Origin of the sequence: Candidatus Pantoea gossypiicola (genome assembly GCF_008632075.1) — a bacterium.
Lineage (GTDB): Bacteria > Pseudomonadota > Gammaproteobacteria > Enterobacterales > Enterobacteriaceae > Pantoea > Pantoea gossypiicola.
This window is the reverse complement of the sequence record NZ_VWVM01000005.1, coordinates 103,764-126,365: the sequence shown is the minus strand read 5'-3', so window position 1 is coordinate 126,365 and position 22,602 is coordinate 103,764. Positions and strand designations below refer to the sequence as shown.

Below are 22,602 nucleotides of genomic sequence, written 5' to 3'. Positions count from 1 at the left end.
TGCATGAAGCGTGCCAGATAGCGGTGATGCGAGCGGTCTGAGACAGGGATGCCAGATGGAATACGGCCTGGGATACAAGATCGAATTCTTATGATGTCGCAGGCAGGGGGCTGTTTGTTTTTTCAGCACGATGATGGCGCAGGGCTGCGCGATAAGGGGGCGAGCAGTTCCTCAGCGCTTGTCATGCCAAAGCGCAGTCTGTCGCTGGGTGGTTTTTGATCAGTTTACGTGGAGGACTTTCGCTATATACGATATATTGTTGATATTCGATATTTGTATTTTGCCAGCAGGAGCAAAATCATGATCAGGTCTGATAAAACCACTGGCTTCGACGTTATACCCGTGTCGGCAGGCAGTATTTCCTCTTCCCGCTCCCAGGATGGACAAGCAGAGATCACAGTGTCAGTCCCGCACTGCCATGATGAGCCAGCGCAATACTATGTGGTGAAGCGTCCCGATGCTGTGGATGAAGCCGCCTTTAAAATCGCGCTGGATGCCGCGTTCCGGGCGGTATCGGGCATCAGTCAGCTCGCCAGTCAAGGTAAGTCACCTTTCAGCGCTGGCGAGATGGCAACAGTAGAACAGACCAGGCCGCCGGTCACAGTGAGTAACACCACAAAGCTGGAACAACTCAGGAAGCATATTCTGGACGACAGCGAGTGGTTGCCTGCGCAGGAAGTTTCACGCCGCGCTGGCAGCAGTGCCAGTGTGAAAAATCCTAGCGGATTACCTAACCGGTGGAAGCGAGCCGGTAAGATTTTTGCACTTTCCTCCGAAGGCAGGGATCTTTATCCGGCCTATGGGCTGGACGTTGGCGGTCAACCGTTGCCGCTGATGAAAAAAATTATCGCGCTGTTTGGGGAATCAAAAACACCATGGACTCTGGCCGTCTGGTTTGGCACGCCAAATAGCTGGCTCGGTAATGAAAAACCTAAGAATCTGATGACGTCGGAACCGGCAAAAGTACTGGAGGCGGCACAGCGGGCAAAGGACGGTCCGGTTCATGGCTAAAAAGATCAAAACGCCCGGCAAAGATGATGATTTATCGGTCTCTCTGGTCACCTGGCCGAAAGGTAAAACGATTGACCGCATTCACTGGTCGCAGTATGGCGCTGCGGAGTTTAATCCAGGAAAAGGCGTTGGACGCTTCAGCCCAATTGCTGATCGTGCGGGTCACATCATACCGACGCTTTATGGCGGTAAAACGCTGGCTGTTGCCCTGATGGAGACGGTATTACACGATCTTCCTGTGCCCTGTGAGAATGCGCCCGTAGACCTGACAGTGCTGAATAAGCTGGCACACAGTCAGCTCACCCCTAAAGAAGAGATAAAGCTGGTGGATCTCAATCCACGCTTTATGAAAAAACATGGCATTACGCAAGGCGACCTGCTGGGGTCAACTGCCGATCACTACCCGGAAACCCGACAATGGGCTGAGCAGATACATCACTCTAACCCAGAGGCACAGGGAATTCAGTGGTCTTCGAAGCAGCATGGCGATAAGGCATTAATGCTTTTTGGCGATCGTATCTGTACTGAAGATCTGGACATTACACTTGATGCTCAGTCCGCTTCAGAGTCAGCAGATGTGGAACGTGAACTCAGCGCTCTGGCGAATGAGATGGCACTGATTCTGCTTTCCGGGTTTTAGCGTGATGTCATAGGATGCTTTTTGGTTAATGGCCTGGCTGAAGTCTGTTTTGACGTTCCACGACGCCATGCCTGGGTTAAAAAATGAACTACGCTACAATCACCGAACAGGGTTGCCAAAGAAAGCGCCGCAACCTTTAATCCCGGACTGTTTCCAGGCTTATAAAGTCGTGACTACAGGGAGAGCTTGCTATGTCGTTTTATGATACACACGATGAAACAACCCCTTTGGCTCCGGTTGAAACCCGATATCAGGAGTTAAGGGCACTTTTGATTGCTCAGTGGCTGGCCCGGCCCGATCTGCCCGCCATTAAAGCCCAGTTAGCTCAGGCGAGAAAACGTTCCTCATCTGCCCTGTTGCGGCGTAAGCTGAAAGAGCTGAATGCGCGTGAAACGCAGGAAGCTAAGGTACTCGATTAGCGCTTAAAGGCCCGATAAACGGGCCTTTCGTATTTTAACGGCTTCCCGCCACCCACAGAGCACTCACCTCTACTCCGGAAAATCCGTCTCCACCGACGTCTTTTTCCACGCTTCGATCTCAGCCAGACGCTCTTTGAGCTTGCTGGTAACGGCGTCATGGCCCCAGGCCCCCATTACCAGATGGCGTGGCGGGTTGTCATGTTCGGTGATGGCGATCATTGCCGTGGCAGCCCGCGCCGGATCGCCTTTCTGAGTACCGCTGTATTCGGCGGTGGCTTTCATCCGCGCAGCCGCGGTCTCTGCATATTCCGGCAAGTGACTCGGCGTCTGATGCAGTGAGCGTCCGGCCCAGTCGGTGCGGAACGGACCAGGCTCGACGCAGGTGACGTGAATACCCAGCGGCCCCGCTTCCAGCGCCAGTGAATCGGACCAGCCTTCCACCGCATGCTTGCTGGCAGAGTAGTAGCCTGAGCTGGCAAAGCCAATCAGGCCTGCCACGGAGGTAATGTTGATGACATGACCGCTGCGCGCCTTGCGCATCGCAGGCAGCACGGCGCGCGTCAGGGCGAACAGGCCAAAAACGTTGGCATCAAACTGGGCGCGGATTTCACTTTCCACACCCTCTTCCACCGAACTCTGATAGCCGTAACCGGCGTTGTTTACCAGCACATCAATGGTGCCAAAGGCGTCCAGTGCTGCGCTGACGGCCTGGTCGATGCTCGCCTGACGGGTCACATCCAGCGCCACCGCCAGTGCGTTATCGTGTCCTTCAACCAGATCGGCAATCGACGACGTATCACGCGCCGTCACCACCACGTTAAAACCACGTGCGATGGTCTGCTGCGCCAGTTCACGACCAAAACCGGTCGAACATCCCGAGATTAACCAGACAGGGCTGGAATGAGCAGTCATGTTAAGACTCCCGATAAGTTTGATGATGTGGTTTAAGACCCGGACGCGACTGCATCCGGGGATCAAGATTAGTGAGGCGCGACCGCCTCACTTAGCCCTTAATGCTTTTTATGAAACAGCTGACTGGCGGTGTCGCTGATGATCTGCGCCGCCCCGCGATCGCCCTTCACCATCGACGCCATAAAGGCTTTTGCCTGCTTAAAGGTGATGTGCGGCGGTAACGGCGCGACCTCCGGATCGGTTTTCACCTCCAGCAAGACCGGACGATCGGCGCGGAGCGCACGCTGCCAGGCACCGGCCAGATCGTCAGGATTATCGACATAAATTCCGACCATCCCCAGCGACTGCGCAAACTCGGCATACTTCACGTCCGGCAGCTGCTGCGAGGCATCAAAGCGCGGATTACCCTCCATCACGCGCTGCTCCCAGGTAACCTGATTAAGATCCTGGTTGTTGAACACGCAGACGATCAGGCGCGGATCGGCCCACTGCTGCCAGTATTTCTGGATGGTGATCAGCTCGGCCATGTTGTTCATCTGCATCGCGCCGTCACCCACCAGCGCCACCACCGGTTTCTCCGGGTGAGCAAATTTCGCCGCAATCGCGTAAGGCACCGCCGCGCCCATACAGGCCAGGCCGCCGGAGAGCGAGGCGCGCTGCCCCTGCTTCACGCGATAGTCGCGGGCGAACCAGTTAGCGCAGGAGCCGGAATCCGATGTGACAATAGCGTTGTCCGGCAGTTGCGGTGACATCTCCCACACTACCCGCTGCGGATTGACCGGATTAGCGGGTGCCATGGCGCGCTCTTCCATCAGCGTCCACCAGTCACGCACCTGAAGCGCAATATCCTCCTGCCAGCTGCGGTCCTCTTTGTGGGTCAGCAGCGGCAGCAGCGCACGCAGGGTTTCAGCCGCATCGCCATGCAGATTGACTTCGCTGGGATAGCGCAGGCCAAGCATGGCCGGGTCGATGTCAATCTGCACGGCACGCGCCTTGCCTTCTTCCGGCAGGAACTCCGTCCACGGAAAGCCACTGCCGATCATCAGCAGGGTGTCGCAGTTCTGCATTAAATCAGATGAAGGTTTGGTGCCTAGCAGGCCAATCGAGCCGGTGACAAAAGGTGCGTCGTCCGGCAATACATCTTTGCCAAGCAGCGCTTTTGCCACGCCTGCACCCAGCACATTGGCGACCTGAACCACCTCAACGGCGGCGTCGCGTGCGCCTGCGCCAATCAGAATCGCCACTTTTTTACCGGCATTAAGCACCTCGGCCGCACGTTGCAGGTCCGCTTCGTAAGGAATGACTTTAGGACGCTGATAGCCGCTGCCGGAATGGGTAAAGCCGTGCAGATGTTGCGGCGGCTGCCACTCTTCATCCTGAATATCTTTAGGGATGATAATCACCGCCACGCCGTTTTGCGCTTTGGCGATGCGCACGCCACGGTCCAGCAGATGGCGCACCTGCGTCGTGGTCGAGGCTTCCTGAACGAAGTTGGCGACGTCCGAGAAGATGCGATCCAGGTTCATCTCCTGCTGGTAACTGGCACCGCGCGCGGTCGCCTCTGCCTGTCCGGCAATGGCCAGCACCGGGGCATGGTCCATTTTGGCATCATAGAGTCCGGTCAGCAGGTGGGTGGCACCCGGCCCGCCAGTCGACAGGCAGACGCCCAGCTCACCGGTAAATTTTGCGTGTCCGGCCGCCATAAAGGCCGCCATCTCTTCATGACGCACCTGAATAAATTCGATGCCGTCGCCTTTGGCGTTCGCACGCTGAATCGCCCCCAGCACGCCGTTAATCCCGTCTCCCGGATAGCCGTAAATGCGTGTGACGCCCCACTCTTTCAGGCGCTGGACAAAAAAATCACTGGTTTTCATGCTCATCGTCGCGTTTCCCCTCGTTGTCCTTACAGACTTAAAGCGTAGTAGACGATGAGCCATCGCCGTTAACTGTTGGCCATTGCCGGGTATCGCTGACGCAAATCACTGAATATTTGCGCCATATCCGCCGTTTCGCCTGTCTCCTCCACGGCACGGAATACCTGGGTTTTCAGGAAGTGACGCCAGCTCACCGGCGCGGTTGCCAGAAAAGTCGTCAGTAACCGATAACGCTGAGGCGTCCAGAGCGTTTCAAAGCGCTGGCGTGCTTCACCATGCTCAAAATGGTGCGCAGGCTGCTGTGGCATGTCGGCACGCAGGCGTTCTGTCGCTTCACGATCCACGCGGTTATCCACGACCACTACCCCATACTGCGCCCTGGCCGCCGCCACGCTGAGATAGCCGCAGCGCACATCCTGCATGACCGCCTCACTATTACGCTGCGATGGCAGGCCGTAACCGCCCGCGCCGGGACCGCGTACGTCGACCACATCACCCGGCTGGCAGTGGATCACATCGGTGTTACCGTGATTAATAACCTCTCCGTTGCGCCGGGTACGGAAGGTCGACAGCGCGCCGCTCTGCCCGCCCACTACACCCGCCGAGGCAAACACTGACCGGTTACGGTTGCGCGCGGTGATCGTGGTATTGGGGGCGAAAATTTCAAACGCCATTTCGGTGGCTAAGCCGCCGCGATAGCGACCGGCACCGGCGCTGTCCTGCGCCAGGCCGTAGCGATGGAAGCGAATCGGCACTTCCGCTTCGTTGATCTCAATCGGGGTATTTTTCAGAAAGGCGGAAAGCCCGCCGGAACCGTCGGGTCCATCATGACGCGGCGTGCCACCTGCGCCGCCGCCCACCGGACCCAGTGAGGCGACCACGCTGCGGTTGTGCGTCTGGGTGCGGATGTTCATGATCGAGTTGCCGCCCGGTGAATTCGCGGGCAGACGGTCTGGCATCGCCAGCGAAAAAACGCCAATCGTTGCAATCTGCGACAGCGCACAGGTCAGCGAGCGCATCCCCACCGCCGCAGGCGCTTCGCAGTTCATCACCGTGCCTGGCGGCAGAATTGCCCGGGTGGGTCGCAGCGTACCGGCGTTAAGCAGCAGCGAACGGTCCAACGTTGATAGCACATAGGTGACGCCCACCAGCGCCAGCGGATGCCGCTCGCGCCCGCCGGTCGGCATGTTCAGCGACGACGCCAGCTGCGGATCGCTGCCGGTATAGTCCAGCTCCAGCCGATCGCCCTGCACCCGCAGCGTAATGGCGATGCGGCAGGGATAGCCGCCCTCGCCATCTTCATCGGCGTAGTCGGCATAAAAGTATTCACCGTCGGGAATGGTACTGATAATCGTGCGCGCCTGCGCTTCGGCGTAATCGAGAATGCCCTCAATGCCCTGCAAAAAATCATCAATGCCAAACCGGGTAATGATGTCGTGGATTTTGCGCTCGCCCACGTTCACCGACGCCAGCTGCGCCTTAAAATCGCCCCAGTTCTGGTCCGGCACCCGGACGTTGAGCCGCATAATGCTGGCAACCTCCTCGTTGAGCTGCCCCTGTTGCATGATCTTCAGCGGCGGGATGCGGATCCCCTCCTGCACGATATCGGTCAGCGCACGCGACAGCGAGGCGGGCACTGCGCCGCCGACGTCGGTGTTATGAATGTGACCCACCACGAAGCAGACGATTTCGCCCTGATGGAACACTGGCTTCCAGATGTGGATATCGGGCGAGTGAGTCGCCACGTTGCCGGCATAGGCGTCGTTGGTGATGCAGATGTCGCCCTCGGCGTACTCCTCTATCAGCGCCAGCACCGGCGCATAGTCGATGCCGCTGTACCAGGGCGCGCCGAAGCTGCGCGGCGAGGCAAATGCCAGCCCGCTGCGGCTGACGATCTGGCAGGAAAAGTCTTCCGTCTCTTTCACGAAGGTGGAGTGCGCGGTGCGCATCAGCGTAAAGGCCATCGCATCGGCCGCGGCGGCGCAGTAATTCGCCAGGATCTGTAAGTTACGTCCGTCAATCGCCATGTTATGCCTCGTTCGCCGTGATGAGCAGATTACCGAATGAGTCGACCGTGACGCCCATGCCGGGCGGCACGCAGGTGGTGCAGTCGTCCTGGGCGATGATGACCGGGCCACTGAGCTGATGTCCGGCGCGCAGCACAGAGCGCAGCACTAAATCGACCTGATGCCAGCCGCCGTCGATCCAGGCTCTGGTCTGTTTCAGCACCGGGACGGGTGCTGTGGCGGAGGGAAGTGTATTGAGTACCGGTTTCGGCGTCGGCGAGGCGATGACCAGCCGCAGGTTGATCAGCTGCACGGGCGCCTGCGGGTCGCAGTGACCAAACAGCTGCTGGTGCTGACGATCAAAGGCGTCATGCAGCGCAGCAAAGTCCGCCTGTGTCAGCCAGATCGCCTCCAGCGGCACGTCGATCTCAAAAGACTGACCGCGATAGCGCATATCCGCGCTGAACTGCAGGCTGTAGGACATGTCGCTGCCGTGCTCCTGCGTCAGCCAGCCGCAGGCGCGCTGCTGCAAGGCTTCGGCTTCACTGGCTAAGGTGTCGGCCAGCGCAGGCGTCAGATCGCCGTAGAGTGTGCGGATAAAATCGTTACGGATGTCCGCTACCAGCCCGCCCAGCGCGGAGAGCACGCCCGGCGTCGGCGGCACGATTACTCCTTTCATGTTCAGTTCGCGAGCGAGAAAACAGCCCATCATCGGTCCCGCGCCACCAAAGGCCAGGAACCAGAATTCACGGGGATCGAGGCCAAAGCGTGACAGCAGGCCGCTGGTGTCGCTGTACATGCTGGAGATGGCCAGCTGGATAGCAGTTTCGGCGGTTTCTTCGACCGAAATCGCGAGCGCATCCGCCAGCGGCTGCCAGGCGGCACAGGCGGCGGCGACATCCACCGTCACCGCGTCATAACCCAGTGCGCCATGGCCCATCATGCCGCAGGCGGCAAAGGCATCGGTGGCGGTCGGCTGCGTGCCGCCGCGCTGGAAGCAGACCGGGCCCGGCAGCGAACCGGCGCTGTCCGGCCCCATCTGCAATACGCCCTGCCCATCAATCCACGCCAGCGAGCCGCCGCCCTGACCCACCGAAGTCACAGCGACGGAAGGAATAAAGATCGGGAAATCCCCGATGATCTCGCCGTTGCCCTGCGCCACCTTGCCGTCGATGATCACCGCCACGTCGGCGCTGGTACCGCCGATATCCAGGCTGAGAATTTTGTCAAAACCGCAGGCGCTGGCGAGGTAACTGGCACCAATCACGCCGGAGGCGGTGCCGGAGAGCACCATCTGCACACATTCGCGCTTCGCCTGGTCGACGCCCATGACCCCGCCGTTGGATTTGGTGATGCGCGGCGGCGGCTTCACGCCAAGCCGTTGCAGTGCCTGCTCAAAGGATTCCAGGTAGTGGATCACCATCGGCTGCACGTAAGCGTTGATGGTGGCGGTAATGGTGCGTTCATATTCGCGGATGATCGGCCAGATGTCGGCGGAACAGGAGGTCAGCAGTTCAGGTGCCACCTCATCGATAATCGCTTTTACCGCCGCTTCATTGTGTCGGTTGCGATAGCTGTGCAGCAGCGAGACCACAATGCCCTGACAGCCGGCGGCGCGTGCCTGATCGATAGCGTTGAGCACGCTCTGGCGATCCACGGGTTGCAGTATGTTGCCCTGCGCGTCACTGCGTTCGCGGATGGCAAACACCCTGTCGCGGGTAATCAGCGGTGCTGCACGCCGTGAGAAAAGGTCGTGGATATGCGGAATTTTCAGCCGGGCCAGCTCCAGCACATCGCAGAAGCCCTCGGTAGCAAACAGCGCCAGCCGCACGCCGCGCCGCTGGATCACCGCGTTGATGCCTACCGTGGTACCGTGAGTGAAGTAGCCAATCTCAGCGGGATCAATGCCCTGCTGCTGCTGAAACTGCGCCAGCCCGGTTAAGATTTCGCTGCCGGGCTTGTCCGGTCGCGACAGGACCTTCAGGGTGTGGATCTGGTTCGTTTGCTGATCGAGCACGGCGAAATCGGTAAAGGAACCACCAATATCCACGCCAACGCGGTATCGCATATCGGGTTAACTCCAGTGTCAGGAAGGGGGAAATTCCATCAGCGTCTCGGGATGCTGCACCACACGCCAGCCGAGCCGCTGGTAGACCTGATGCGCATCCTGGGTTGAGAGCATCCAGCGATGCACCGTTTGCAGCTCCGGGTGTTCACGAACACAGGTCGCCAGCCAGCTACCCAGTCCGTGACCACGCCAGTTTTCATCAATCATCACGTCGCACAGCCAGCCAAAGCGGGTGTAGTCGGTGATCAGTCGGGCAAAGCCAATCTGTGCCTGCTGGTGATAGAGGCCAAACGGCAGGGAACCGGCAATCGCCCGCCGGGTTTTCGCTTCCGGCTGGCCTTTGGCCCAGTAGGACTTCTCCGCCAGCTGGATGTGGATCCAGGCCAGATCGAGCCGCTGGCGATCGGTAGAGACAGTGAACGCATCGCGCTGCCACTGCTGGTCAGCAATCTGTAATGAGTCCATGACAACTCCTTGTATCGGTTGAATTCAGTGTAAAAGGCTTCGCTCAACGATTAAGGCCGTAGCACGCGACAAAACCGGACAGAGCGACTGAATTTTGGGCAGGGAAAAAATTTTATGCTGAGGGAAAAATCGCAAAGGTTAAAGGGCAAAAGGAAGGACCGTCTGTGAGCAACGTTAGTTGAGGTGAACAGCAGACAGAAACAATGCGTGTGGCCGCCCTCTCCACCGGGGAGGTGGCGAGGGGCGACCGCCCGTTATACGCCGAATTCGACCGAATTATGTTTGCCGATGAGCGATCGCAACGGCACGCTGCTTTTCATGATGGGGGATTTGATGACGATATAGCTGAAGTACTTATCGATGCCGATCTGCGCGTCGAGCATCTTCTCAATCACTTCCTGGTAATGTTCAATGCTGCGGGTAATAAAGCGCAGCAGATAGTCATAGCCGCCGGTGATCAGATGGCACTCCATCAGTTCATCGACGTCGCGCATCGCACTTTCAAATTTCATAAAATCTTCGCGGCGATGGCCGGACAGGGTGACTTCGGTAAAGACGGTCACTGAATCGGTGATGCGGGTGAGATTAATGTGCGCTTCATAACCGGTGATAAAACCGGCCTGTTCCAGACGTTTGACCCGTTGCAGACAGGGGCTGGGCGAGAGGCCTACGGCGTCGGCGAGGTTAACGTTGCTGATACGGCCATCTTTCTGGAGTTGCACCAGGATGTTGATGTCGATGCGGTCGAGTTTCATTAAGCCGTTCATAGCACCCCCCTCATTGTCAGAGCCTGTTGGGCCAGGCGCGCAATCAAATGTTCAGAACCTCCCGAAGATATAACATGCTTTACTGCAAACGCGCCAGCGCTTCGCAGTGGTTATACCAGCGGGAGATTTTCAAATTAATCCAACAAAATCAATGAGGAATAGGGTTTAACCCAGCCGCCCGGTGGCACGGGCCAGCGCAATATCGAAAATATGCAGCGCCTCTTCCAGCTGTGAGTCGGTGGTAACCAGCGGTGCCAGGAAACGGATAGTGTTCCGATGCAGGCCGCACTTAATCAGCAGCAGCCCTTCCTGACAGGCGCTGTCGAGGATCTTCTGGGTCAGCGCCGCATCGGGACGGCCGGTTTCGAAATCGAGGATTTCCACCGCCTGCATAAAGCCCACGCCGCGCACGTCACCAATGCAGGCATATTTATCCGCCAGCTGTCGCAGACGGGCATTGAGCTGTTCACCGAGCTGACAGGAACGCTGCAGCAGGTTCTCATGCTCAAACAGATCCAGCACCGCCAGCGCCGCCGCACAGCCCAGCGCGTTGCCGCCATAGGTGCCGCCTAACCCGCCAGGCGTGGGCGCATCCATGATCGCCGCCCGACCGACTACGCCGGAAATGGGCAGACCGCCGCCCAGACTTTTTGCCAGAGTGATTAAATCCGGTTTGATACCCAGCTGCTGGAAGGCGAACATCGTGCCGGTACGTCCGAAGCCGGACTGCACTTCATCACAAATCAGCAGAATACCGTGCTGGCTGGTAATGCGACGCAGCGCCTGCATAAAGGCTGGCCCGGCTGGCAGGAAGCCGCCATCGCCCTGAACCGGTTCAATGATAATCGCCGCCACACGCTCCGGCAGGATTTGCACCGCGAATAGCTGATCCAGCGCCTTCAGGCAGTCCGCTTCCGTCACGCCGTGCAGTGGATTCGGGAAGGGAAGACGATAGATGTCGCCGGGGAACGGGCCAAAGTTCTGTTTGTACGGCGCGGACATGCCGGTCAGGGTGACGCCCAGCAGCGTGCGGCCATGAAACGCGCCATCAAACGCGATGATGCCGGGGCGCTGGGTGTGTGAGCGGGCAATTTTCACCGCATTTTCCACCGCTTCGGCACCGCTGGTGAAGAAGACACTTTTGTACGCCTCATCGCCGCCCACCAGTTTATTCAGCCGCTGCGCCAGCTCGATGTAGCCCGGATAGGCCACCACCTGAAAACAGGCGTGTGACACCAGACCAAGCTGGCGGGTCACTGCATTGACTACCGCCGGGTGATTGTGGCCGACATTCAGCACGCCAATACCGCCAACAAAGTCAAGATAGCGATTGCCCTCAACGTCCCACACTTCACTGCCTCTGGCGCGTTCAATCACCAGCGGATGGGCGGTCACTACACCGCGCGGCACGTTCTGCTCGCGTGCATCCAGTAACAGGCTGTTATCGGAGTATGCTTGCTGCTCTGCCATGACATTCTGCATTTTAAACCCTCATCCACGTAACGTTCGGTTGGCTCAAGTATCGCAACCCGCTGGTTTCTCACGCTGCCGTAATTCCCGAGGCAGCGGCATTTCCTGTCAAAATCCCGCTGCATTCAGCAGGGAAATTTCTCTGCCAGTGCCTGGCGTACCAGCGCGACAAAAACGTTAACGCCATGGGGGATCAGCGCATCGTTAAAGTCATATGCGGCATGGTGCAATGGCTTACAGGGCGACGATCCCAGCCACAGATAGGCACCGGGACGCGCCTGAAGCATAAAAGCGAAATCTTCCGAGGTGAGCGCGGGTCTGGCCGCGGCGTCAGCCGGGATGCCTGCCTGCGTCAGCGCTTCAAGGCAAAACTGCGCTTCCGTCGCGCTGTTCATCGTCGCCGGGTAGTAACGCTGATAGCTCACTTCTGCGTGCAACCCATGAGCCGCCGTGACGTGCTCTGCCATCTGGCGAAGCCGTGCTTCAATCGTATCCTGCGCCGCCGGGCTAAAGGTACGCACCGTGCCGGTGATACTCGCCTCGGCCGGGATCATGTTGTGTGAAAAGCCGCCCTGCATCCGTGTGACGGTAAGCAGCGCGGTTTCGCACGGATCCAGGGCGCGAGAAACCAGCGTATTGAGCTGTACCACCAGCTCGCTGGTCGCCAGCAAAGTGTCACGCGTCAGGTGAGGCTGCGCGGCGTGACCACCGCCGCCCAGCACCCGGATATCAAAGCGGTCGGCTGCTGCCATAATCGGGCCAGGGCGAGTCTGTACCTGACCGAGCGGCAGTTCCGGCCAGTTGTGAATGGCGTAGACCGCCTCACAGGGAAAGCGACTGAACAGACCGTCGTCGATCATCGCTTTTGCACCCGCCATTCCCTCTTCAGCAGGCTGGAAGATAAAGCAGACGTTGCCGTCAAAGCTGACGTCCCGTGCCAGTTTTTCAGCGGCACCCAGCAGCATCACGGTATGACCATCGTGGCCACAGGCATGACTCACCTGCTCTGCCTGACTTTGCCATTCCGTGCCGCCCTGGTCCTGCATCGGCAGCGCATCCATGTCGGCGCGCAGGCCAATCATGCGTTTACTGCTGCCCTTCTTCAGTATCCCGACCACGCCGGTTTTACCCATGCCGCGATGCACCTCGATGCCCAGCTGGTGCAGAAAGTTCGCCACGATGTCGCTGGTGCGCTGCTCCTGGAAACCCAGCTCCGGGTGCGCATGCAGGTCGCGGCGCAGTGCCACTAAATGTTCCATCTTAATATCCTCGCGAACGGTCAATCTCACCGTGCAGCGGCTCGCCACGCTGATAGCGCCGCAGGTTCTCCAGCAGGGCCGCAATGGCACTCTCATTCTGCGTCTGGCTGGCAATGTGCGGCGTCAGCCAGATAGCGGGATGGTGCCAGAACGGATGGCCCGGCGGTAACGGCTCCGGATCGGTGACGTCAATGACGGCGGCACGCAGCTGACCGCCTTCCAGTGCCCGCAGCAGATCGTCATGATTCAGCTGCGGGCCGCGCCCGGCCTGCACCAGCGCCGCGCCGTGCGGTAGCTGGCTGAACAGAGACTGATTCAGCAAACCCTGGGTGGTGTCGGTCAGCGGCAGCAGGCAGACCAGAATCTCGCTGTGCGCCAGAAAGTCAGCGAGTTGATCTGCGCCGTGCCAGCAGCGGACACCGGGGCACTCGCGCGGTGTGCGGCTCCAGCCTGCGCAGTCAAAGCCCAGCGCCACCAGCTGCGCTAACGCGGCCTGACCCAGTTTGCCCAGCCCCATCACGCCGACCCGACGTTGCCCGGCAGGTATAGCTGCATGAGGCAGCCACTGCTGCTGGTGTTGCTGATGGAAATAGCGCGGCATGTCGCGATGCAGACCGAGCACCGCGAAGGTGACATATTCCACCATGCCCTGCGTCAGGCCCGGCTCGATCATTCTGATTACCGGCAGGTCGGGCGGCAGCGCGCTGAAGTCAAACTGGTCGGCACCTGCCCCCACCGAGAAAAGCAGTTTCAGCCGGGGAAACAGCGCCGGAATGTCAGCGGGAGGCTGCCAGGCGACCAGCGCTTCAACCTGCTCCGGATCACCGGTCTCCGGCCAGAGATGCAGCTGAATATCAGGCGAATGTTCCGCCAGCCAGCGCTGCCAGATCCGGCCTCGTTCCGGCTCCGATTTATAGACGATATGCATCAGGCCATCGCCTGCGTCATGAGTCCAAACGCCTGCATACCCTGCGGCGTCCAGGGCGTGCCGCGCACCATGGTGGTGGGCGCATCGACCTGAGGAATACCCAGACTTTCAAGCCAGGCCGCCATCGGCAGCGCGGCGTCGGTGTCGATGCGCAGAAATTCACCCTGCAGCGACTGCATCAGCGAGGCGACCAGTGCCTGAGCGGCCGGAAAGTCTGCTGCGATCACCGGGCCTATCGCCCAGCCGTGACCAAAGCGGCGCAGGCTGGCGAAGCCCTGAATCTGCTGCTGCGCATCCTCTAAAATCACTGTCTGGCAGTCGCGCAGCAGATGCTCAATCAGCGCCGGGCGATGCATGCCGTGTGCCTGCTGATCCAGCGTCACCAGCGTGCCATGATCGGCTGCTGTCGCCGGGCGCAGTTTCAGCCCCGCGGGGATCACCACTTCTGGCAGCGTGGTCAGGGCACGCGTCTGGTGCTGGCGGATCTCACCACAGCTCACAAAACCGAGCTTCTCATACAGCCCTTTGCCCATTTCGGTGGCGTGCAGACGCACATTGTAATCAGGCAGTTTTTCCAGCTGCGCCAGCATCAGCTGCTTGCCGAGGCCGCGTCCCTGCTGCTGGTTATCGATAATCACCAGTCCCACCGTGGCGGCACGGTCACCCCAGCGCCAGAGCACAGCGCTGCCAATCAGTTTGCCCTGCTCTTCTATTACCGTGCCCTCGCCCAGTTGTAACGCCAGCTGCCAGTCTTCACGGCGATGGGGCCAGTTCAGCACCTGGGTTAAGGTGAAACACGTTTCAATATCATCTGGCGTCATTGCGCGTATGGTCAGGCTCATTCGCGTTCTCCTTACATCATGCCTGGCGTGTCAAGTCCGCTGCCGTCAACCAGACGGCTGTAGCGGTAAGGGGTCGGATCAACGATGGGTGTGGCGTCGGTCGCAAGGTCAGCCGCCAGTCGTCCGGCTCCCGGCCCGATACCGAAGCCGTGGGCGCTGTAACCCGCCGAGAGCACCAGCCCCGGCAGTTTCGCCACGGTTGAAATCACCGGAATCGCGTCCGGGGTACTGTCAATCATGCCGCCCCACGACTGCGCCAGCCGGAGATTCGCCAGCGCCGGATATTCACGCCGCATTGCCGCCAACCCCTCTTCCACGATTTTTGCATCGGCAGCCGGATCGAGAATGCGCATCCGCTCAAACGGCGACTCGCGGTCAAATGACCAGCCCCCCATCGCTTCAGGGCCGTTGAAGAACGGCGACAGGCCGAGATTCAGGGTCAGATTTTTGCGGCGACTTTTAAAGGTCGGATAGAACTGGCGGGCATAGCGCAGCCCCTGCGCGCCCGGCTCCAGACGTCCGCGACCCGAAACGGACACGGTATAGCTGCCGTCAATTTGTGGGCGACAGGCAAAGCCCGGCGTGTAGAGCGGCATGGCGATCGCCTGCTCAATGGGCTGAGTGCGGAAGGCGGTGCCAATCACGTTACCCAGCGGCAGGTCGATGCCGTGACGACGGCAGAACATGGAGGTCCAGGCCCCGGCGGCACAGATAACCCGGCTGGTTTTGATCAGACCGCGTTCGGTCCAGACGCCGCTGACCCGACCTGCGGCGATATCCAGCCCGCGGACTGCGCACTGCTGAAACAGCAGTGCGCCTTTTTTCTGCGCGCCCGCCACCAGCCCCGGTGCAGCCAGGCGCGGCTCGGCGTGACCGTCTGTGGGCGACGAGAGACCGCCCAGCCAGTTTGTGGTGCTGCCGGGCGTCATCGCTTTGGCCTGCTCTGCTGTGAGAATCGAACTGCGCATGCCATAGCCTTTTGCCATCTGGTTCCACTTATCCCAGGCCGCGATATCCGACTCTTCCTGCGTGGCGTAAACCAGGCCGCTGCGGCGGAAACCCAGCTCTTCACCGGTTTCTTCACCTAGTTCACCCCAGCGTTGCAGCGCATAGATAATCAGCGGCAACTCACGCTCATCGCGGTTTTGCTGGCGGCACCAGCCCCAGTTGCGGCTCGACTGCTCAGCGCCAACCAGCCCTTTTTCAATCAACACCACCTTAACTCCCAGCTTCGCCAGCTCCCAGGTGGCGGCGGCACCGGCGATACCAGCGCCAATCACCACCACATCGGCGGAATCGGGAAAGTCAGCACTGTCCTGTACATAACGAATCGGTGCGGGCATAACACAATGACCTCTGTTGTCAGTATCGGGTCTGGCGCAGTGCGACATCGCCGCTGTACGCTGACCCACGCCGCCTGCCTTGCACATCAGTACTGCGCAGACGGATAAATTCAGTTGCCCGTAAGGCTCAGCGGCCACTCACTCCGCTTTTAAAATCTCTTCATGTTCATCCAGCCAGCCCTGACGCAGCTCCGGTACCGCGCGTTTCAGCCGCTCGAAATACAACTCGCTGGTCGGCTTGTCGTAGTCATTGCGTGCCAGCTGGGTAACGATGCGACCGCTTTTCATCACGACAATTTCGTCGCACACCGCGCGCACCGCATGCATGTCGTGGCTGATGAAGATCACAGAGAGTCCCAGCTCGCGGCGCAGTTCGCTGATTAAGTCGAGGACGGCGGCAGCGACCACGGTATCCAGCGCAGAAGTCACTTCATCACACAAAATCAGGTCCGGCTCCGCTGCCAGCGCACGTGCCAGGTTGACGCGCTGCTTCTGACCACCGGAGAGCGCCCAGGGACGCCGCCACAGCACGCTGCGCGGCAGCTGCACCAGATCCAGCAGCTGATAAAGTCGCTGCTGTCGGGCCGCCCCGCTCAGCCCATGAAACAGCGTCAGCGGTCGCGACAGGATGCGCTCAACGCTATGGGCCGGATTCAGCGCGGTATCCGCCATCTGAAAGACATACTGAATGCGCCGCAGCTCGTTGTCAGGGCGTTTCTGCATATCGCCGGCAATATAGTGACCGTTAAACAGGATATGCCCGTGGCTCGGCGCGTTGAGACCGGCAATGGCATGGGCCAGCGTCGTTTTACCCGAGCCAGACTCGCCGATGATGCCAATCGCCTGGCCTTTCCACAGCTTAAGGTTAATCTCCTCCAGAATGCGTATTTTCGGCTGGCCGTCGCTGTCGCGCGGGCCATAACCGGCATTGAGATCACGCACTTCCAGCAGCGGCTGAATATCGGCGGCGGCCGGACACCAGTTGCTGGGCCGCTCTTTCTGCCGCGCTGCATCCATCAGCAGCCGGGTGTACTCCGCCTGCGGCGCGCCAATCAGGTGCGCGGTGCTGCCATACTCCGCCATTTTACCGCGCAGCAGCACCAGAATCCGGTCAGCCATCTGTGCCACCACGGCCAGATCGTGACTGACGTAAATCGCGGTGACGCCGCGCTGCACCACTACGCGGCGAAACGCCTTCAGCACTTCCACCTGGGTGGTCACATCCAGTGCGGTCGTGGGTTCATCAAGGATCACCACGTCAGGGTCGCCAATCAGCGCCATCGCCGTCATCAGACGCTGTAACTGACCGCCCGATACCTGATGCGGGAACCGGTCGCCAATGGTTTCGGGATTGGGCAGCGCCAGCTCCCGGAACAGGCCGATCGCTTTGGCTTTCGCGTCTTTGCGGGTCATCGTGCCGTGAATAACCACTGGCTCAATCACCTGGTCGAGGATCTTCATGCCCGGATTAAATGACGCCGCGGCGCTCTGCGCGATATAAGCGACCTTGTTGCCGCGAAACGCGCGCAGCTGGCCAGGCGTCAGACTGTTCACGTCGGTGCCGGCAACGTGAATATTGCCCTCAGCGATGCGGCAGCCGTTGCGGGCATAGCCCATCAGTGCCATGGCAATGGTGGTTTTTCCGGAGCCGGATTCGCCAATCAGCGCCAGCACCTCGCCCTTCTGCACCGTGAAGTGAATGTCAGACACGAGGTCGATCTCTTCGCCGCGATCGGTCTGTGCGGTGACGCGCAGTTTATCCACCGAAATCACCGGCATAGCGGTATGTGGTGTCACGTTCATGCTCCCTCCTTCGCCAGCGTCATCGGACGCATCGCCTGCAGGCTGTCAATAAACAGGTTGGCACCAATGGTCAGGCTGGCAATCGCCAGCGCGGGCATCAGTACCGCGGGCGAGCCATCAAACAGTCCCTGCATGTTTTCACGTACCAGCGTGCCCCAGTCGGCGTACGGCGGCTGCACCCCCAGGCCGAGGAAGCTCAGGCCGCTCAGCAGTAGCACGATGTAGACAAAGCGCAGGCCAAAGTCCGTCAGCATCGGATGCACCATGTTAGGCAGGATATCGTGAATGGCGATGTACCAGCGGCTTTCGCCCCGCAGCCGTGACGCCCGGACGTAATCCATGCTGCGCAGCGAGCTGGCCATGGCAAACGCGATGCGGAATGCGCCCGGCCAGTAGGTGAATACCGCCGTCAGGATCAGCATGGGCAGTGAGGAGCCAAACACCGCGACAATCATCAGCGACAGCACTTTGCCAGGCAGCACCAGCAGCGCATCGTTGACGCGGCCCAGCAGCTCCTCCAGCCAGCGTCCCGTTACCGCCGCCAGCAGTGCCAGCAGCGTGCCAATCAGGCTGGCCAGCAGCGCCGCACTCAGTGCCAGGCCGATGGAGAACTTCGCGCCGTAAAGAATCCGGCTCAGCATGTCGCGCCCCAGGTAGTCGGTCCCCAGCAGGTTATCGGCCGTCATGCCGCCCATCAGCGGGCCACCGCCGATGTCATCAATGCTGTGCGGGGCCAGTGGCGTGCCAAACACCGCCATCAGCAGCCAGAACAGCGACATGATCAGACCCAGCCGACCTGACCAGGAGAGCGACTGTAAGAAACGCCAGGGCAACAAGAGAGTATTCATGCGCTTCTCCATTTCGGGTTAAAGGCGATAGTCAGAATGTCGGCCGCCAGCAGCAGAACCAGGTAGCAGGCGGCGAAGAGCATCACGCAGAGCTGCACAACCGGCAGGTCGCGGTTACTGACCGCATCCACCAGCTGGCTGGCCAGACCGGGATAGCTGAAGATGGTTTCGATGATGATCACCCCGCCAAACAGGTAGGAGAGGCTCAGCGAAATCGCATTGGCGATAGGTCCGACCGCGTTAGGCAGCGCGTGACGCAGCACAGCACGCAGTGGCGATACCCCTTTCAGCAGCGCCATCTCCAGGTAAGGGCTGTCGAGCTGGTTGATAATGGCGGCCCGCGTCATGCGTGCCATCTGCGCCACCAGCACGCAGCAGAGCGTCAGCACCGGCAACGCATAGGCTTTGAGGTAGCTCAGCAGGTCGCTGTCCGGACTGCCGAACGACATCGCCGATACCCAGTGCAGCTTCACGGCGAAGATCAGCACCGCCACGGTCGCGACCAGGAACTCCGGCACGGCCACCGTCGCCATGGTGCCGATAACCAGCGCCCGATCAAGCCGGGAACCGCGATTCATCGCCGCGATAATGCCGATAATCAGTGCCAGCGGCACGCAGATCAGCGTGGTGATGCCCGCCAGTTCAAAGGTGGCGGGTATGCGTTGCGCTACCAGCTGCGAGACCGGCAGATGGCTGGCAAACGAGATGCCAAAGTCACCCTGCACCATACCCGTCAGCCAGTGGAGATAGCGCACCAGTAAAGGCTGATCGAGCCCCAGCTGCTGCCGTAACGCCGACACCGTTTCCGGCGTGGCGTTCTGGCCGAGGATCATCTGCGCCGCGTCACCCGGCAGCAGGCTGGTGATGAAAAACACCACCGCCGAGACGATAAGCAACGTCAGGATGCCGGCACCAATGCGCCGGGCAATCAGGAACAGCATGTATCGGTTCATCGGCGAACTCCTTACTCAGATAAAATCAGGCTGACAGCCACGCAAACTCATGGAAGCGATAGCCCATCATCATGCCCGACGGCCAGGCCTCGACCCCTTTGACCTTTTTGTTGTAGCCATCGGTGGAGCTGATAAAGGTCGGGATAATCGTGCCGCAGTGGTCATAAATCAGCGTCTGCATGTCGCCATACATCTGCTTGCGCTTTGCCTGATCGCGTTCTCCGCGCGCGGCGACCACCAGCTGATCAAACTGCGGATTTTTCCAGCCCGACTCATTATTCGGTGCGGTAGAGAGATAAAACTGTGAGAAGAGCATGTCGAGCGTCGGACGCGGATTTATCGAGCCATATCCCACCGGATCTTTCATCCAGTGCGAAGACCAGTAGCCGTCATACGGCACGCGTCGCACTTTGATGTTCAGCCCTGCCCCGCGCGCCATCTGCTGGATCATCTGCCCACCTTCGTTCGCGCCTTCAATGTTGGGCGTCGTGATGATCTCTACTGTAGCGCCAGCCATGCCCGCTTTTTTAATGTGGAACTTCGCTTTTTCTACGTCGAGCGGACGCGGTTTGAGGTCGGCGTTGTAAAGCGGATGCCATGGCGGCACCGGCGTGTCATTACTGACGTCGCCGTAACCCTGCAGTACCGTTTTCACCAGCATTTCGCGCGGCTGCAGATATTTCATCGCCAGCACAAAATCCTCGTTGTTACCCGGCTTCATGTCGGTGCGGATAATCAGGTTGGTGTACATGCCTGATTTGCTCTCCAGTATGCCAAACTCGCTGCTGGCTTTAATGCGTTTGCAGTCCGCGGCGCTCAGGGTGGAGACCATCTGCAGATCGCCCGACATCAGGGCATTGACACGCGCCGCGTTGTCAGTGACGCCGATCAGCTCCACCTCATCCAGATGCGGCAGGCCGGGCTTGTAGTAATTGGGATTTTTGGTGCCGATGGTGCGCGTGCCTGGCATAAAGGTATTGCAGACAAACGGACCGGTGCCGATGCCTTTGCTGAAGTCGGTGGTGCCGTCTTTGACAATCAAAAACGGTGGCGTCGCCAGCATGTAAGGGACGTCAAAGTTGGCGCTGTTCAGCTCCAGTTGTACCTCGTTATCATTGACCGCACTGAAAGTTTTGAACTGATCGGCCAGCTTAAAGGCGATTGAGGCGATGGCCGGATCTTTGTGGCGGCTGAGCGAGAAGATCACATCTTTAGCGGTCAGGGGTTTGCCATCATGGAAGGTGACGCCCTTGCGCAGTTTAATATGCCAGGTGATACCGTCGCTGGATTCCACTGATTCGGCCAGCGCCGGTTGCGCCATCAGGTTTTTGTCCAGTTCGGTCAGACCGCTGTAGAACATGAACTGGCGGGTGTAGTCCGCGCTGTTGTTACTTTTAGCCGGATCGAGCGTGTCGGTGGCGGAGGCATTCGACATTGCCGCCCGCAGTTTACCGCCTTTGACCGGCTTGTCGTCCGCCAGTGCCGCACCGGAAAAGCCCACCAGCCCGCTGCTCATCACCGCACCGGCGGAAAGAATCTTCATCAGGCTGCGACGTGACAGCGAGCCTTCGGTGATCATGCGCGTCAGTGCCGGATTTACCGCATCAGCGTCGTTATTATCAAATTTACTCATCTCTCTACCCTCAATAGTCAGGCGAACCGGGATCATGTTCTGGCGGTGCTGGCAACCTGGCGGCCAGCACCCGACGGGACGTTAAGAAAGGCGATCCTTTGCTTTGTAATAGAGTCCTGCGAGCGGTAAAAACCATGGCTTGCCGTGATAACCGGGCAGCGCGGGCCATGCATCACGCTGCCAGGGATTTTCAGTGCGCTTTTCGGCCAGCAGATCGGCCATGACCCGCCCCATCCACACCGACATCTGCGTGCCGTGGCCGCTGTAGCCCAGCGAATAGAAGAGGCCATCCTGTTCACCCGCGTGCGGGAGACGGTCGGCGGTCATATCGACCATGCCACCCCAGCAATAATCCACCTCTGCCTGGCCGAGCTGCGGCAGCATCTGCGTCATCGCGTGATGCAGGATCTCGCCGCTACGCGAATCAGATGTCGGGTTGCTGACCGCAAACCGCGCCCGCCCGCCAAACACCAGCCGGCTGTCGGCCGTGGTGCGGAAGTAGTTGCCGATATTCAGCGATGTCACGTAGGTTCGGTTATGGGGCAGCACCTGGCGCAGCAGCGCCGGGTCGAGCGCTTCCGTCACCACAATAAAGCTGCCGACCGGCACAATGCGGCGCTGAAACCAGGGGAAAGGGCCGACGTTGGAGCAGCCCGTCGCCATCAGCACTTTATCCGCCAGAAGGGTGCCCTGCGCGGTGTGAATCCGGTGCTGATAGCCCTTCAGACGTTCCAGCTTCGTCACGGCATGGTGCGGGTAAATTTTCGCCCCGCTGCGGGCGGCGGCCTCAGCCAGCCCGATGCCAAACTTGCCCATGTGCATCTGACCACCACGCTTCTGCAGCAGGCCGCCGTGGAATTTGTCACTGGCGATTTCGTCGCGCACCGCCGTTTTGTCGAGCAGTTCGATCTCGGGGTCCACAGTGCGACGCATCAGTTCATACGCCTCCCGCAGCCCGGCGACATGCGACGCTTTGCTGGCGAGCTTGAGTTTGCCGCACAGCCGGAAGTCGCAGTCGATCGCTTCATCCTGGATCAGTTGCTGGACGTAGCTCACCGCGTCGTCAAATGCCCGGTAGAAGCGGCTGGCCTGCTCCAGCCCCTGACTCGCCACCAGCGAGGCGAAGTTCTGCGCCACACCGGTATTGCAGTGACCGCCGTTGCGCGCCGATGCCTGGCTCATGACGTCGCCACTCTCCAGCAGCACCACGCTGATGCCGCTGCGCGCCAGGTTAAGGGCTGCCGAGACGCCGGTGAAGCCGCCGCCAATCACCACCACGTCCGCCTGGGCGGGCAGCGGTTCGCGGGCAGCACCGGTAAAGGCGGGAGCCGTGGCCTGCCAGAACGATTCCAGTTTCATGG

Annotated in this window: 19 protein-coding genes; 3 read left to right on the top strand and 16 right to left on the bottom strand. The window is 59.8% G+C overall.

Going from position 1 to position 22,602, the window contains the following annotated elements; translation table 11 throughout:
* The first annotated feature begins 300 nt into the window (after positions 1 to 300).
* The 3 genes from F3I20_RS08350 to F3I20_RS08340 all read left to right on the top strand — a co-directional run bounded on the left by F3I20_RS08350 (position 301) and on the right by F3I20_RS08340 (position 2,070).
* Complete coding sequence (locus F3I20_RS08350; RefSeq protein ID WP_150037508.1) at positions 301 to 1,011, top strand: hypothetical protein; 711 nt, start codon at positions 301 to 303, stop codon at positions 1,009 to 1,011.
* Positions 1,004 to 1,651 carry an RES family NAD+ phosphorylase gene (locus F3I20_RS08345; RefSeq protein WP_150037509.1) on the top strand — a complete coding sequence of 216 codons (648 nt, stop codon included), beginning with the start codon at positions 1,004 to 1,006 and terminating at the stop codon, positions 1,649 to 1,651. The genes F3I20_RS08350 and F3I20_RS08345 overlap by 8 nt, the downstream gene beginning before the upstream one ends.
* Before the next feature lie 191 nt (positions 1,652 to 1,842).
* On the top strand, positions 1,843 to 2,070 hold the full coding sequence (locus F3I20_RS08340) for a hypothetical protein (protein WP_150019399.1): 228 nt from the start codon (positions 1,843 to 1,845) through the stop codon (positions 2,068 to 2,070).
* Positions 2,071 to 2,139: 69 nt separating this feature from the next.
* On the opposite strand, the gene F3I20_RS08335 is transcribed toward F3I20_RS08340, so the two are convergent.
* The 16 genes from F3I20_RS08335 to F3I20_RS08260 form a co-directional block, all read right to left on the bottom strand.
* Positions 2,140 to 2,982, bottom strand: a complete 843-nt coding sequence (locus tag F3I20_RS08335) for an oxidoreductase (protein ID WP_150019398.1) — start codon at positions 2,980 to 2,982, stop codon at positions 2,140 to 2,142.
* Between the two features lie 98 nt (positions 2,983 to 3,080).
* On the bottom strand, positions 3,081 to 4,862 hold the full coding sequence (locus F3I20_RS08330; protein ID WP_150037510.1) for a thiamine pyrophosphate-requiring protein: 1,782 nt from the start codon (positions 4,860 to 4,862) through the stop codon (positions 3,081 to 3,083).
* A gap of 62 nt (positions 4,863 to 4,924) precedes the next feature.
* Positions 4,925 to 6,883, bottom strand: coding sequence for a hydantoinase B/oxoprolinase family protein (locus F3I20_RS08325; RefSeq protein ID WP_150013791.1), 1,959 nt, complete (start codon positions 6,881 to 6,883; stop codon positions 4,925 to 4,927).
* A 1-nt stretch (position 6,884) separates the two neighbouring features.
* Positions 6,885 to 8,930: a hydantoinase/oxoprolinase family protein gene (locus F3I20_RS08320; protein WP_150037511.1), complete on the bottom strand. Its 2,046-nt coding sequence runs from the start codon at positions 8,928 to 8,930 to the stop codon at positions 6,885 to 6,887.
* A gap of 18 nt (positions 8,931 to 8,948) precedes the next feature.
* On the bottom strand, positions 8,949 to 9,395 hold the full coding sequence (locus tag F3I20_RS08315) for a GNAT family N-acetyltransferase (RefSeq protein ID WP_033783466.1): 447 nt from the start codon (positions 9,393 to 9,395) through the stop codon (positions 8,949 to 8,951).
* A 254-nt stretch (positions 9,396 to 9,649) separates the two neighbouring features.
* Complete coding sequence (locus F3I20_RS08310) at positions 9,650 to 10,162, bottom strand: Lrp/AsnC family transcriptional regulator (RefSeq protein WP_010247853.1); 513 nt, start codon at positions 10,160 to 10,162, stop codon at positions 9,650 to 9,652.
* A 165-nt stretch (positions 10,163 to 10,327) separates the two neighbouring features.
* On the bottom strand, positions 10,328 to 11,644 hold the full coding sequence (gene gabT, locus F3I20_RS08305; protein ID WP_150013787.1) for a 4-aminobutyrate--2-oxoglutarate transaminase: 1,317 nt from the start codon (positions 11,642 to 11,644) through the stop codon (positions 10,328 to 10,330).
* Positions 11,645 to 11,757: 113 nt separating this feature from the next.
* Positions 11,758 to 12,891, bottom strand: a complete 1,134-nt coding sequence (locus F3I20_RS08300; RefSeq protein ID WP_150013785.1) for a M20 aminoacylase family protein — start codon at positions 12,889 to 12,891, stop codon at positions 11,758 to 11,760.
* Between the two features lies 1 nt (position 12,892).
* A complete protein-coding gene (locus F3I20_RS08295) occupies positions 12,893 to 13,819 on the bottom strand; it encodes a 2-hydroxyacid dehydrogenase (protein WP_150013783.1) in 927 nt (308 codons plus the stop codon).
* Complete coding sequence (locus F3I20_RS08290; RefSeq protein ID WP_150013781.1) at positions 13,819 to 14,661, bottom strand: GNAT family N-acetyltransferase; 843 nt, start codon at positions 14,659 to 14,661, stop codon at positions 13,819 to 13,821. The genes F3I20_RS08295 and F3I20_RS08290 overlap by 1 nt, the downstream gene beginning before the upstream one ends.
* An 11-nt stretch (positions 14,662 to 14,672) precedes the next feature.
* The gene (locus tag F3I20_RS08285; RefSeq protein ID WP_150037526.1) at positions 14,673 to 16,004 is read right to left on the bottom strand and encodes an NAD(P)/FAD-dependent oxidoreductase; all 1,332 of its coding nucleotides are present in this window, start codon (positions 16,002 to 16,004) and stop codon (positions 14,673 to 14,675) included.
* Positions 16,005 to 16,142: 138 nt separating this feature from the next.
* Positions 16,143 to 17,807, bottom strand: coding sequence for an ABC transporter ATP-binding protein (locus F3I20_RS08280; RefSeq protein ID WP_150013779.1), 1,665 nt, complete (start codon positions 17,805 to 17,807; stop codon positions 16,143 to 16,145).
* Positions 17,804 to 18,655: an ABC transporter permease gene (locus tag F3I20_RS08275; protein WP_013358371.1), complete on the bottom strand. Its 852-nt coding sequence runs from the start codon at positions 18,653 to 18,655 to the stop codon at positions 17,804 to 17,806. The genes F3I20_RS08280 and F3I20_RS08275 overlap by 4 nt, the downstream gene beginning before the upstream one ends.
* Positions 18,652 to 19,608, bottom strand: coding sequence for an ABC transporter permease (locus tag F3I20_RS08270; protein WP_150013777.1), 957 nt, complete (start codon positions 19,606 to 19,608; stop codon positions 18,652 to 18,654). The genes F3I20_RS08275 and F3I20_RS08270 overlap by 4 nt, the downstream gene beginning before the upstream one ends.
* 25 nt (positions 19,609 to 19,633) lie before the next feature.
* Positions 19,634 to 21,241 carry an ABC transporter substrate-binding protein gene (locus F3I20_RS08265; protein ID WP_150037512.1) on the bottom strand — a complete coding sequence of 536 codons (1,608 nt, stop codon included), beginning with the start codon at positions 21,239 to 21,241 and terminating at the stop codon, positions 19,634 to 19,636.
* An 81-nt stretch (positions 21,242 to 21,322) separates the two neighbouring features.
* Entirely contained in the window at positions 21,323 to 22,600 is a 1,278-nt protein-coding gene (locus F3I20_RS08260; RefSeq protein WP_150037513.1) for an NAD(P)/FAD-dependent oxidoreductase, read from the bottom strand.
* Positions 22,601 to 22,602 lie beyond the last annotated feature (2 nt).

Bases quoted from the DNA above. Each gene is read 5' to 3' on its own strand.
- F3I20_RS08350 (WP_150037508.1), top strand. From the start codon at position 301: ATGATCAGGTCTGATAAAACCACTGGCTTCGACGTTATACCCGTGTCG.
- F3I20_RS08345 (WP_150037509.1), top strand. From the start codon at position 1,004: ATGGCTAAAAAGATCAAAACGCCCGGCAAAGATGATGATTTATCGGTC.
- F3I20_RS08340 (WP_150019399.1), top strand. From the start codon at position 1,843: ATGTCGTTTTATGATACACACGATGAAACAACCCCTTTGGCTCCGGTT.
- F3I20_RS08335 (WP_150019398.1), bottom strand. From the start codon at position 2,982: ATGACTGCTCATTCCAGCCCTGTCTGGTTAATCTCGGGATGTTCGACC.
- F3I20_RS08330 (WP_150037510.1), bottom strand. From the start codon at position 4,862: ATGAGCATGAAAACCAGTGATTTTTTTGTCCAGCGCCTGAAAGAGTGG.
- F3I20_RS08325 (WP_150013791.1), bottom strand. From the start codon at position 6,883: ATGGCGATTGACGGACGTAACTTACAGATCCTGGCGAATTACTGCGCC.
- F3I20_RS08320 (WP_150037511.1), bottom strand. From the start codon at position 8,930: ATGCGATACCGCGTTGGCGTGGATATTGGTGGTTCCTTTACCGATTTC.
- F3I20_RS08315 (WP_033783466.1), bottom strand. From the start codon at position 9,395: ATGGACTCATTACAGATTGCTGACCAGCAGTGGCAGCGCGATGCGTTC.
- F3I20_RS08310 (WP_010247853.1), bottom strand. From the start codon at position 10,162: ATGAACGGCTTAATGAAACTCGACCGCATCGACATCAACATCCTGGTG.
- gabT (WP_150013787.1), bottom strand. From the start codon at position 11,644: ATGCAGAATGTCATGGCAGAGCAGCAAGCATACTCCGATAACAGCCTG.
- F3I20_RS08300 (WP_150013785.1), bottom strand. From the start codon at position 12,891: ATGGAACATTTAGTGGCACTGCGCCGCGACCTGCATGCGCACCCGGAG.
- F3I20_RS08295 (WP_150013783.1), bottom strand. From the start codon at position 13,819: ATGCATATCGTCTATAAATCGGAGCCGGAACGAGGCCGGATCTGGCAG.
- F3I20_RS08290 (WP_150013781.1), bottom strand. From the start codon at position 14,661: ATGAGCCTGACCATACGCGCAATGACGCCAGATGATATTGAAACGTGT.
- F3I20_RS08285 (WP_150037526.1), bottom strand. From the start codon at position 16,004: ATGCCCGCACCGATTCGTTATGTACAGGACAGTGCTGACTTTCCCGAT.
- F3I20_RS08280 (WP_150013779.1), bottom strand. From the start codon at position 17,807: ATGAACGTGACACCACATACCGCTATGCCGGTGATTTCGGTGGATAAA.
- F3I20_RS08275 (WP_013358371.1), bottom strand. From the start codon at position 18,655: ATGAATACTCTCTTGTTGCCCTGGCGTTTCTTACAGTCGCTCTCCTGG.
- F3I20_RS08270 (WP_150013777.1), bottom strand. From the start codon at position 19,608: ATGAACCGATACATGCTGTTCCTGATTGCCCGGCGCATTGGTGCCGGC.
- F3I20_RS08265 (WP_150037512.1), bottom strand. From the start codon at position 21,241: ATGAGTAAATTTGATAATAACGACGCTGATGCGGTAAATCCGGCACTG.
- F3I20_RS08260 (WP_150037513.1), bottom strand. From the start codon at position 22,600: ATGAAACTGGAATCGTTCTGGCAGGCCACGGCTCCCGCCTTTACCGGT.